General features: G+C 71.8%; 9 protein-coding genes. All 9 read right to left on the reverse strand.

Annotated elements, in window-relative coordinates; translation table 11 throughout:
- Positions 1-593 (reverse strand): DUF2520 domain-containing protein (locus tag LBC97_14770; GenBank protein MDR2567294.1); only part of this gene is annotated, 593 nt, incomplete at its 3' end.
- A 100-nt stretch (positions 594-693) separates the two neighbouring features.
- Positions 694-1182: a DUF3180 family protein gene (locus LBC97_14775; protein MDR2567295.1), complete on the reverse strand. Its 489-nt coding sequence runs from the start codon at positions 1180-1182 to the stop codon at positions 694-696.
- The gene (gene folK / locus LBC97_14780; protein MDR2567296.1) at positions 1179-3647 is read right to left on the reverse strand and encodes a 2-amino-4-hydroxy-6-hydroxymethyldihydropteridine diphosphokinase; all 2469 of its coding nucleotides are present in this window, start codon (positions 3645-3647) and stop codon (positions 1179-1181) included. The genes LBC97_14775 and folK overlap by 4 nt, the downstream gene beginning before the upstream one ends.
- Entirely contained in the window at positions 3647-4546 is a 900-nt protein-coding gene (gene folP / locus LBC97_14785; GenBank protein MDR2567297.1) for a dihydropteroate synthase, read from the reverse strand. The genes folK and folP overlap by 1 nt, the downstream gene beginning before the upstream one ends.
- Before the next feature lie 413 nt (positions 4547-4959).
- Positions 4960-5556, reverse strand: a complete 597-nt coding sequence (gene folE / locus LBC97_14790; GenBank protein MDR2567298.1) for a GTP cyclohydrolase I FolE — start codon at positions 5554-5556, stop codon at positions 4960-4962.
- On the reverse strand, positions 5549-7834 hold the full coding sequence (ftsH, locus tag LBC97_14795; protein MDR2567299.1) for an ATP-dependent zinc metalloprotease FtsH: 2286 nt from the start codon (positions 7832-7834) through the stop codon (positions 5549-5551). The genes folE and ftsH overlap by 8 nt, the downstream gene beginning before the upstream one ends.
- A 147-nt stretch (positions 7835-7981) precedes the next feature.
- Positions 7982-8533: a hypoxanthine phosphoribosyltransferase gene (hpt, locus tag LBC97_14800; GenBank protein ID MDR2567300.1), complete on the reverse strand. Its 552-nt coding sequence runs from the start codon at positions 8531-8533 to the stop codon at positions 7982-7984.
- Entirely contained in the window at positions 8534-10522 is a 1989-nt protein-coding gene (gene tilS, locus LBC97_14805) for a tRNA lysidine(34) synthetase TilS (protein MDR2567301.1), read from the reverse strand.
- 4 nt (positions 10523-10526) lie between these two features.
- Complete coding sequence (locus tag LBC97_14810; GenBank protein MDR2567302.1) at positions 10527-11570, reverse strand: zinc-dependent metalloprotease; 1044 nt, start codon at positions 11568-11570, stop codon at positions 10527-10529.
- Between the last annotated feature and the right edge of the window lie 342 nt (positions 11571-11912).

Raw genomic sequence — 11912 nt, forward strand, 5'->3', positions numbered from 1 at the left:
GCGTATTCCAACACGTCAAGGGCCTGCGTCAGCAGAGTTACCAGATGATTTGCGGCGTGGCTGACGGCCGCGTGATACGCGCCCCGGACGCCGGGCGGGAGTTGGAACGGCTGGCCGCCCAATTCGACCGCCAAGGCCTCGGCCAGCCCGGCCAGTCCGGGTGGGGCCTCGACCGCGAACGGCGTGCCGCGAAGGCGCTTGACGTCAAGGGACGTGCCGGTGAAGGTCATGACGGGGTGGATCGCGAGCCGGATGCCTCCGGCCCTTTCGACTGGCTCAAGCACCTCAAGGCCCAAAGCGCCGGCGGTGTGGACCACAATCTGGAAACGCCGCCACCGGCCGGCCAACTCCTGCGCCAAGGGGGCGATTTGGGAGTCCGGGACGGTCAGGAAAACCAGCCCGGCTTGTTCCGCGACCTCGGCGGGAGTCACCACCGGCACGCCGGGCAAGGCGATCTCCGCGCGTTCCCGGCTGGCCTGGGAGCGGGCCGCCACCGCCGCAATGGGATGGTCCACCGCCGCCAGGGCGCCGGCGAACGCCCCGCCGACCCGCCCAAACCCGATCACGCCAGCCGGCAACGCGTCGTCAACCACGCCACCATTCAATCAGAGCCCTCCTGGCGGACGAAAACGGGGACGGTACCTGTTTCCGGCTCGCCGGAAACAGGTACCGTCCCCGTTTTCGCGCCCGTTTCTAAGCCGGGCTTGAGTCCGGCTGGGGGGCGCCGGCCTGGTCTGCGGCCGGGTCCTCGGGGGGAAGCCGGCAGAACCACTCCGCCACGCGGCCGGCCGCCGCCAGCACGACGGCCGCCACGCAAGCCGCCAGGTCCTGCCACAGACGTTGCCAGGCCAACGGCGAATGCAGCGCCCCGGTCGCCACCAATGCCACCCCCAGGTACGCGCCCGCCAACGCGGCGCCGCCCAGGGCGCAGGCTTTGGCCAAGGTCAAGATGTTGGCCGCGCGCAGCGGGTCGATCACACGGCGTTTGCCCTTGACGTACTGCCGGACCGGCCAAGCGGCCAGCACAATCGCGACGGCGGCCGCGGCCAGCATCAGCGGGACCGTCCACGGCACGTTGACGTGCTGCCAGAGCCGGCCAGTCGCCAACTCCACCACAATCGCGCTGACGACGGCGGCCACAAGGCCCACCGCCAGCATGGTCCTGATTCGGGTGAGGCTCATACCTCGGCCGCAGCCCGACTCACCCAGAAGCCGGACTGGTCGGGGAACGGGTCGGACAAGCTGACCTCGCCCACCGGCCCGGGCGCGGGCGTGGCCGTGGGCCCGGCTGCGGACGGCGGGCCGGGCGGGAAGGCGTACAACGGCCCGATCGACGGGTCGGGCGAACCGGCGTAAACCACGGGAGCTGGCTGCCCGGCGTCCGCCGGGTGAACGACAGGCGCCCAGGCGGCCGGACCGACGAGGGCCTCCGGAGCGGGCCGCGCCTCATCGGCCGCAGGCGAGGCCGCGGCCCACGGCGAGGCCTCTTCGGCCCCGGACTCGGCGTCCGGTTCCGGCTCGTGGGCCGGGGGACGGCGGGACGGCATGGGCGACGAACCCACCCCGGGCGCCATCGTGGGCTGGAACTGCGCCTCCGCGGCGCCGGCCGGGGAACCTGGCGATTGCGGCTGGTACGGCACGGGCACCAAGAGCTGATCCGCCTCGGCTTCGTCGTCGCTGCCCAAACCTCTGAAAGCGCCGCGCGCCCGCCGGGCGGCGGCGAAAAAGCCGGGCATTCCGGGGCCCGCCTGCGGATGATCCGGCGGCGGGGGTTCGCTCGGCCACGCTTCCGCTCTGGCCGGGGGCTGGGTTTGGAGCGGCGCCCAGGTCGGGGGGAACTCGGGGGTGAACGAGGGCGGCCCCGGAGGTGGGGGCGGCGGCGGGAACTGGGCCGGGACGGCCCGGCGGGCGGGCGCGGGATCGGGGAACCCGGCGGCGGACGGCGGGGAAACGGCCGCCTCCGGATCGTTCGCGAAGACGGCTGGAGTAGCTGTGACGGCGGCCGGGGCGTATCGGGCCGGCTCTGGTGCCGGGGCGAATTGGGTCGGCTCTGCGGCCGGAGCGGCCGGGACCGAGGCCGCCAGTGCGGCGAACACGCTCCCCGCGGCCGGGACCGCTGGCGCGGCCGCCGCCGAGACCGCTGGCGCGGCCGCGGAAGCCGCGGAAGCCGCGGCGGCAGGTTCCGGGGAGCCCTCAGCCGCCCAAGCCACCGCTCCCTGACCCGCCGTTCCCAGATCCACCGGCTGTGCCGCCGCGCCTGACGCGGCGGGCGGCTCCTCGGAGGCCTGCGGCGCGGTGGGACGGTCCCAGTCGGGCGCCAGCCAGCGGATGGAGCCTTGGTCGGGCGCGGAGCGGGCCAGGTCGTCGACCGGGCCGCCGCCCAGTCCCGGCAAGAAGGCGCCGGGGGCCATCAGCGACCACGGGACCAGCACAAACGAACGCTCATGCGCGCGGGGGTGCGGCAGCGTCAACTCGTCCTCGTCGGCCAACAGGGTGTCATAGGCGATCAAGTCGAGGTCAAGCGTGCGCGGACCGCCCCGGATACCCCGCTGGCGGCCGTGCTTCTCCTCGATTCCCTGCAGCGTGCGGAGCAGCGCGCGGGGGGCCAGCGCGGTGCGGATGTGCGCCACGGCGTTGAAGAAGTCGGGTTGATCCTCGTATCCCGCAGGCGCCGTGCGGGCGAGCGGCGACACCGCCACGACTTCAATCCCAGGTTCCTCGCGCAGATCGTTCAAAGCGGACCGGAGGGTCGTCAACGCCTCCCCGATGTTGGCGCCCAAGGCGACAATCGCGTCGGCCGGCTCGGATGGAACCTGGTCGATCGAGGACACGGGCGAGCCCGCCGAACCCAATCGCCGACGTCGCAGCGTCGAAGCCTCGGCATGGTCGGATTCGCCGACCGGCTCGGCGGACTCGTCGGACTGGGCGGCGGGAAAGTCGGCCCCCTCCAGATCATCACCGTCCACGTCCGCCGCCGCGTCCCCGCGCGTCAAAACGCCGTCGCGTTCCCCAGCCTGGCCGTCACCCTCTTCTTTGGCGGATTTGGCGGACGGCTCCGGCGAAGCGGCGCCGTCGGGCAAAGCGGGGACGTTCCGATCAACCGCAGGCGCCTTGCCGCGCACGTCCGCCAGGCCTTGCGCCACCACCCGGTCCAACGCGGCGTCCATTTCTTCGGCCAGGCTCGCCCGCTGCTCGGCCTCTTCGACCGCGTCGAAAATGGCCGAGTCCGGTGTCACGAACGTCGTCTCCCGCCAACTGTGCATCCCGCGCCTCAGGCGAACGCACACGTCGCCGGCTTCGACCCCCAGGGGTGCTGTGGGCTTGTGAACCGCCACCTCGACCAACTCGACCCGGTCGTCTTCTAGGATCGCCTCCGCGATCTGGGACGCCACCGTCTCCAGCAGGTTGTACGGGCGCCCGCCCAGGATCCCGGCGATCAACCGCGCCACCTCGGCGTAGTCGACCGTCTTGCTCAGGTCGTCCGTCTCCGCCGGCGCTCTGAAGTCCAGATGAAGCCGCACGTCAACGCGGAAAATCTGGCCGTTACGCCGTTCTTCGGGCAGCGCGCCGTGATAGCCAAAAGCTGTGATGCCGTTCAATTCGATGACGTCAAGCGCCTCGCCGGTCGGCCCCAACACCCAGTCCATTAGGCCATCATGCCCCCGTCGGCGCCGGGAACGCCACCCGCGCAGGTAGGTTCACCCTGCCCGGAAGCACAATTCGCGCTTTTTCCAGGTGCTTCGCGGTGCTCAACGTCCGCGTGGATCCGCGCCGCGACCCTCACCGCCGCCGCGTTGGCGGCGACCGCGTGCACCCGCACGCACCAGGCTCCGGCCCGTGCCGCCAAGGCCGTGACCGCGGCCGTCGCGGCGTCCCGGCCGGCCGGTCCGGGGCCGCCAGCGGGTGACGGGCCGCGCTCCGGGTCGAGGAAACGCTTTCGCGAAGCCCCGATCAGCAACGGGTACCCCAGTTCGCCCAGTTGGTCCAAGCGGGCGAGCAGCGGCCAGTTGGCAGCTCCCGTTTTGGCGAAGCCCAAACCCGGATCGAGCACGATGCCGTCCGGCCGCACCCCAGCCCCAATCGCCGCTTCCAGCCGCGCCCGCAGTTCGGCCCGGACCTCCGCCACCACGTCGCCGTAGCGGTCCAGGGCGTCCATCCGGTCGGAGTGGCCCCGCCAATGCATCAGCACCACGGGCAAACCCGATTCGGCCATGACGCCCGCCATGGCCGGGTCGGCCAAGCCGCCGGAGACGTCGTTGATGACGGCGGCGCCCGCCTCGACGGCGGCCGCGGCCACCGCCGCCCGCATCGTGTCAACCGACACCGCCACTCCCCGCGCGGCCAATTCTTTGACCACGGGGATCACCCGGCGCAGTTCTTCTTCCAAGTCAACGCGCGGAGCGCCCGGCCGGGTCGACTCGCCGCCCACGTCGATCAGGTCCGCGCCTTCGGCCAGCATCTGGTCGCAGTGGTCCAGGGCCGCCGCCAGTTCCAGGTAGCGCCCCCCATCCGAGAACGAGTCCGGCGTGACATTGCAAATCCCCATGACGGCGGTGCGTTCCAGACCGGCGAGCGGCGCCGGCAAGGGCGCCGGTCGCGGCGGGAAGGGCCCGGTCAGGGAGGGCCCGGCCGGGAGGATCCGCCTTGACGGGTACCCGCCAGAGGACCCCGGTTCTGACAGTCCTTTCGGAACGACCGTCCGCCCCAGGGCACCCGCGCCCCCGAACGCAGCTCCGTCCGCGCGAGCCGCGCCCGCTGTTCCGACCACACCTGTTGCTCCGCCCGCAGCCGCCGCGCCCGCTGCTCCGACCACGCCCGCTGTTCCGACCACACCTGCTGCTCCGCCTGCGCCGCCCGCGCCCGCTGTTCTGAGCGCACCTGCTGCTCCGCCCGCGCCAACCGCGCCCGCAGTGGCGGACGGGCCGCATTCCCGCGCGGCGGTGTTGGAAGCCGCCACGCTCAGCCGCCCGCGTGGACTATCAGCGACATGGCCTCCGCCCTGGTGGGGCCGGATCGCAGGACGCCCCGCACCGCCGAGGTGACGGTTTTCGAACCGGCGGCTCGCACGCCCCGCATTGTCATGCACAAGTGCTCCGCCTCCAGGACCACAATCACCCCGCGCGCCTCCAGCGCCGCCATCAGCGCGTCCGCTATTTCGCTGGTCAAGCGCTCTTGGACCTGCGGGCGGCGGGAGTAGCAGTCAACCAGGCGCGCCAGCTTCGACAGCCCCGTGATGTGACCGTCCGCGGCCGGGATGTAGCCGACATGGGCCAGGCCGTGGAACGGCAGCAGGTGGTGTTCGCACATCGAGTAGAACGCCACGTCCTTGACCAGCACCAGTTCCTGGTGGCCCAGATCGAACCGAGCCGCCAGCAGTTCCTGTGGGTCGCGGTGCAGGCCGGAGAAGACCTCGGCGGCGGCTTTGGCCACCCGCGCCGGGGTGTCAATTAGACCGGGCCGGTCCGGGTCCTCGCCAATGCCGTACAAGAACTCCCTAACTGCAGCCTCGATCCGGGCTCGGTCGAAGCCGGGGGGCGGTTCGGACGGCTCAGCCATCGGCGGGTCCGTTGGACGCGCCGGGCGCCGGCCCCTCGCCGGCCGGAGGGCCGACTGGGCGGCCAGTCGTGTCGCGGGGCCCGGCCCCGCCGGCGGGCGGGATTGGCGGTCCGTCCGCCGCGGCAGGCGCGGTCGGAGCGGCAGGCGCGGTCGGAGCAGCGGGCGCGGTCGGAGCAGCGGGCGCGGCCGGCGCAGGCGGAGCTCCGTTCGCAGGCGCGGCTGGCGCAGGCGGAGCTCCGTTCGCAGGCGCGGATGACGCGGGCGGAACAGCGTTCGCAGGCGCGGCCGGAGCCGCAGGCGCGGCTGGCGCAGACGGAGCTTCGTTCCCGTGCGGAGCGGCAGGCGACCGGGCGGCATCGGCTGCCTGGTCGGCATCGTCGGCTTGGTTGGTTTGGTCGGCGTCCCGTGCGGGCATGGCGACCGGCGGGCGGGAGGAGACGGGGCGCTCGGAGGAGCTCAGCCAAACGGGGCGCGCGGGCTGTTTGACAACGTCGCGGAAGATGACCGCCAACTCGGCCTCGTTCAGGGTCTCCTTCTCCAGGAGTCGGAGCACCAAGCGGTCCAGGACGTCCCGGTTGGCCCGCAGGATCTCCCAGGCCTCGGTGTGGGCGTTCTCGATCAAGGCCCTGACCTGGGAATCGATCTGGGCTGACACCGCTTCGGAGTAGTCGCGCTGGTGGCCGTAGTCGCGGCCCAGGAAGACCTCGCCCTCGGCCTGGCCGTAGCGGACCGAGCCCAAAGCGGAGCTCATGCCGTACTCCATGACCATCTTGCGGGCGGTGGCGGTGGCCTTCTCAATGTCGTTCGAGGCGCCGGAGGTCGGGTCGTGGAAGACCAGTTCCTCGGCGACGCGGCCGCCCATGGCGTAGGCCAACTGGTCCAACAACTCGTTGCGGGTCACGGAATGCTTGTCGCGGGTCGGCATGACCATGGTGTAACCCAGCGCGCGGCCGCGCGGCAGGATGGTGACCTTGGTGACCGGGTCGGTGTTGCGCAGCGCCGCCGCGACCACGGCGTGGCCGCCCTCGTGGTACGCGGTGTTCTTCTTCTCCTCCTCGGTCATCATCATGGAGACCCGCTGCGGGCCGGCCACCACCCGGTCGATCGCCTCGTCCAAGGCGTGGTTGGTGATCTGCTTGACGTCCTCGCGGGCGGTCAGCAGCGCGGCCTCGTTGAGGACGTTGGCCAGGTCCGCGCCGGTGAAGCCCGGGGTGCGCTTGGCGACCTGCGCCAGGTCCACGTCCGGGGCCATCGGCTTGCCTTTGGCGTGGACCTTCAAGATGGCGAGGCGTCCCGGCTGGTCAGGCGCGCCCACGGTGATCTGGCGGTCGAACCGGCCAGGCCGCATCAGGGCCGGGTCCAGGATGTCCGGCCGGTTGGTCGCGGCGATCAGGATGACGTTGGTGGTGGCGTCGAAGCCGTCCATCTCCACCAGGAGTTGGTTGAGGGTCTGCTCGCGCTCGTCGTGGCCGCCGCCCAGGCCCGCGCCGCGATGGCGGCCCACCGCGTCGATCTCGTCCACAAAGATGATGGCGGGCGCGTTGGCTTTGGCCTGCTCGAACAGGTCGCGCACGCGCGAGGCGCCCACGCCCACGAACATCTCGACGAAATCAGAGCCGGAGATGGAGTAGAACGGCACGCCCGCCTCGCCGGCCACGGCCCTGGCCAGCAGCGTCTTGCCGGTGCCGGGAGGCCCGTAGAGGAGCACGCCGCGCGGGATCTTCGCGCCCACGGCTTGGAACTTGGCCGGCTCGGCGAGGAACTCTTTGATCTCCTCCAGTTCCTCCACGGCCTCATCGACGCCGGCCACGTCCGCGAAGGTGACCTTGGGCGACTCTTTGGAGACCAGTTTCGCCTTCGACTTGCCGAAGCTGAGCGGGCCGCCGCGCCCCCCGCCCTGCATCTGCGACATCAGCCACCAGAACACGCCCAGGATCAGGGCCATGGGGATCAGGGTCATCAGGAGCGAGCCCCACCAGGACTGGGTGGGCACCTCCGAGTTGAAGCCCTCCTTGGGCGCCGAGTCCTTGATCGCCTTGACCACGTCCGGCCCCTGCGGCTCCACGTAGAAGAAGCGCACCAACGTGCCCTTGTCCTTGTACTTCTTGGTCAGCGTCAGGTCCACCCGCTGCTCGCCGTCCACAATCTTGGCGGACTTGACCTCCTTGTCCGCCAGGAGTTGCAGGCCCACGGACGTGTCGATCTCCTGCGGGCCGCCCCGGAACAGCGAGCCGACCAGCAGCCACACGGCCACCAGCCCCAACAGCAGCCAGAGCATGGGCGCCCTGACGAACGGTCTCTTGGTCGGTGCTTTTGCCACGAATTCGCTTTCTCTGCTTTTGTCTTTCAGCCCGTCGGGGCTCTGGTCATCGGTTGGTCGTTCCTGGGTGTGGTCGCGGCGCGGGGCCGCCGCCGTTCGCTTCGGTCACTGGTAGGCCTTGGGCGCCAACGTGCCCACGAACGGCAGGTTCCGGTAGTGTTCGGCGAAGTCCAGCCCATAGCCCACCACAAACTCGTTCGGGATGTCGAAACCGACGTAACGAACCGGCACCTCGACCTTGGCCGCATCGGGTTTGCGCAGCATGGCCGCCACTTCCACCGACCTGGCGCCGCGCGACCGCAAATTGGCCAGCAACCAGGATAGGGTCAAGCCGGAGTCCACGACGTCCTCCACTATGAGGACGTCCCGTCCATGGATGTCGGTGTCCAAGTCTTTGAGGATTCTGACCACGCCCGAGGATTTGGTGCCCGAGCCGTACGAGGACACCGCCATCCAATCCATAGTCACCTTGGAGTGGAGCTTGCGCGACAGGTCGCCCATCACCATCACCGCGCCTTTGAGCACTCCCACCAGCAACAGGTCCCGTCCGGCGTAGTCGGCGTCGATCTGGACGGCCAGCTCAGCCAATCGCTCGTCAATCTGTTCGCTGTTCAGCAGCACTTTTTCAAGGTCGGTCCCCATGTCATGGGCGTCCACTTAAGCCTCCTCAGGCACCAGGTGAGCAGTTGGCAATGCGCGAAACTCCAGCTTGCCACATTTGCGGGCCGCCAGGATTCCGCCCGCCAGGTGGGCTGGCCCCTGCCCGTGCCACGCGGTCACCAGCCGGTCGAGGGCCTCGATTTGGGCGGTGTTGAGGGCCGCCGCGTCGGCGCCCGCCCGGACCGCAGCTTGGTGCAGCGCCCGCCTGCGAACGGCCGGATGCGCAGCCGCGAGCGTTTGGCAGTCGAGGACGCAGGTTCCGCCCGATTTCCCCCGGCCGTCCACCCCCGTGCCCGATGCCGCCCAATCACCCCCCGCTCCCCCGCCCCGTCCGTCAGCGGTTCCCCGTCCGTCAGCGGTTCCCCGTGCGTCCGCCGGGACCGCTTCCTCCCCCGTGCCCGATGCCGTCCCGTCGCCTCCGGCTCCCCCGTCCGGTCCGTCAGCGGTTCCCCGTGCGCCCGCCGGGACCGCGCCCTTCCCCGCCCCCGATGCCGTCCCGCCGCCTCCGGTTCCCCCGTCCCGCCCGTCAGCGGTTCCCCGTGCGCCCGCTAGGACCGCGCCCTTCCCCGCCCCCGTGCCTTGGCCGCCAGCCCCCGTCCGCCCGCGGCGACGAGCTTGGGCCTTCTCGCCGCCTGCGCCCTCGCCGGTGTTGACGCCTGCCCGCGTCAAGAGAGCGGCGGCCCGTGCGTCCAAATAGTCCGAGTCCTCGCGGATTCGCGCCGCCGTCCGGGCGAGGGCCCGGTCGAAGCCCAGGCCCAGGATCTGCTTGGCGAGCGGGATGAGTTCGGCTCTGACCTGGCTGCGCGCCGAGTTATAGGGGCCACCGGGCTGGTTGGTCGGGTCGTGCCAGGGTTCCAGACCGGCGCTGGCGACAATGGCTGCGGTCTGGGCGCGGGTCAGCTCGAGGAACGGGCGGCCGAAGATTCCCCGCGCGGGGGCCATGCCGGACAGCGCCTTGGCACCCGAGCCCCTGGCCAACGCCAGCAGCACCGTCTCCGCCTGGTCATCCAGGGTGTGCGCCAGGAGCACTGTCGCGGCCGCCTGCCGGCGGGCGGCCGCTTCAAGCGCGGCGTAGCGCGCCGTGCGGGCCGCCGCCTCGATGCCTTCGCCGCTGTGCCGGTCGACTGCCACGGCGACCACCTCTACCGGGTCCAAGCCCAAGTCGCGGCACTGGCGGGCGGCTTTCGCGGCGACCGCCGCCGAATCCGGCAGCAGACCATGGTCCACAATCACGGCGCCGGCGCGCCAACCTTGACGCGGGGCCTCAAAGGCGGCGACCACGGCGAGCGCCAACGAATCCGTCCCGCCTGAACAGGCCACGAGCGCCAACGGTCCCCGGCCACGGCCGGTCGCGCGGAGGGAACCGGGCGCATCTCCCGGCGCGCGGAGAGGATCCAGCGCGTGGCGAGGCGGGCGGACGGGACTAAGCGCGTCGCCCGGCGCGCGGACAGCACCGGACGCGTCGCCTGGCGCGCCGGCACGACCGGGCGCATGTCCCGGCGTGGGGACGGCATCGGACGCGTCTCCCGGCGGGCCGACAGGATCCAGCGCGTCCCGAGGCGCGCGGACGGCATCGGGCGGATGTCCCGGCGCGCCGACAGGACCGGGCGCATGTCCCGGCGCGCGGACGGCATCGAACGCGTCTCCCGCCCCGCCGACAGGATCCAGCGCGTCCCGAGCCGCGCGGACGGGACCGGGCGCGTCTCCCGGCGCGCCGGCAAGATCCAGCGCGTCCCGAGGCGGGCGGACGGCATCGGGCGCCTCCCCACGCGGGCGGACGGGACCGGGCGCGTCTCCCGGCGGGCGGACGGCATCGGGCGCGTCTCCCGGCCGCGGGGCCGCCAACGCGGGCGGCGGGCGGTTGTGGCCGGTCTCGTGGACGGGGCCGGGCGAATGGTCTGCGGGTGGCGGGGGGGGCGCAGCCTGGCGCAACCACAAACGCACCGCGCGGCGGCCGGCTGCGACCGCCGGGTCCAGTTTGGCCATGACCTCAGGGGTTGCGGTCGGCGCCCAGGCGTTTGGCCCAGGCGGGCGGATCGTCCATCTCGGCGGCGGTCGGCAGGGCGGCTGCGGAGGCGAAAACGGCGTTGAAACCCTCGTGGCCCAGGGCGGCCAGGCCGGCGCGGACAAAGGCGGCGCCTTGAACGTACTGGGCGGACTTGGCCTCGATCCCGGCCAGACGGCGCAGCGCGCGCTCGAAGCGGCCGCGCGCCACCCGCCGGGCCTCAAAGCGGGGCCTGAGGTGCTCGACCGTTTTGACGACCTTCGGCCCCACCGCGTCCATGATCACGTCCGCGTGGCCTTCGAGCAGCGACATGGCGGCGGTCAGCTCGGCCAGGATGCGTGATTGCTCAGGCGAAAGGAGGTGCGCGGGGACGGCGGGCGAGACCTCGTCCGCGAAGAGCTCCGGGAGCCTCTTGAGGGCTGCGAGGAGTTGGCTGGGGCGGCTCGGTTCCAGGTCCGCCTCCAGCAGGGCGTCAACGCGGCCCCGCAGCCAGCCCACCAGCCAAGGCGCGGCCGCGAACTGGACGGCATGGGTGACCTCGTGGAGGGCGACCCACAGATGGAAGTCGCGGGGGTCGGCGTCGAGTTCGCGTTCAAAGCGGAGGATGTTCGGCGCGGTCAGCACGATGCGACCGGGCGAATCGGCGCGCTGGACGTGGAACGGGTCGTAATGGCCCAGGACGCGGTAGGCCATCACACCGATGATCCCGCCCAACTGCGCGCTGGCGGTCTGCCGGGCCGCCCAGGACATCTCGTCTTCCGTCCAAACCGGCGCGGTCAGGGAGTCAACGGTCGCGACCAGACTGCTGACCAGGCCGCGCCGGTCCACGACCAGGGTCTCGGTGTTCGCCGCCGTCCGGGCCGCGTCCTCCAAACCCGTGATCTCCGCCACGTAGCCGAAGGCCTTGCCGACTTGATTGCGCAGGTCCGCGACCAGGTGAATGCCTTCGGCGAAGGTGATCTCCGGCCCCGGGCGCGCGGTCCAACCGCCGATGCGCGCGGCGAGCGCCGAATTGATGCCTGCGGTCACACCGTCAACCCTAGCCGGGCGAAGGCGGGCCCGGCCCGGCCTCCGGGCCGACTCCACACCCGTCAACGACACCACCCGGACGGTGGTGTCAATCCCGGGTGAGCCGCCCGGCCCGCCCAAAACCCCGCTAAGCCCGCCACCAGGGCAAACGCACCAACCCCGGCGGACGGCATCGGCGGACCGACACCCGCCAACGACACCACCCGGACGGTGGTGTCAACCACGGGTGGTCAGGGGAGCCCCGCCGGGGCCGCGACGAAGCGGTCGACCGAACGGCGACCCAAGTCGGCCCGCCCAAAACCGCGCCAAGACCGCCACCAGCGCAAACGCACCAACCCCGCA

The sequence above is a fragment of the Bifidobacteriaceae bacterium genome (assembly GCA_031281585.1).
In the GTDB taxonomy this organism is placed as follows: Bacteria; Actinomycetota; Actinomycetes; order Actinomycetales; family WQXJ01; genus JAIRTF01.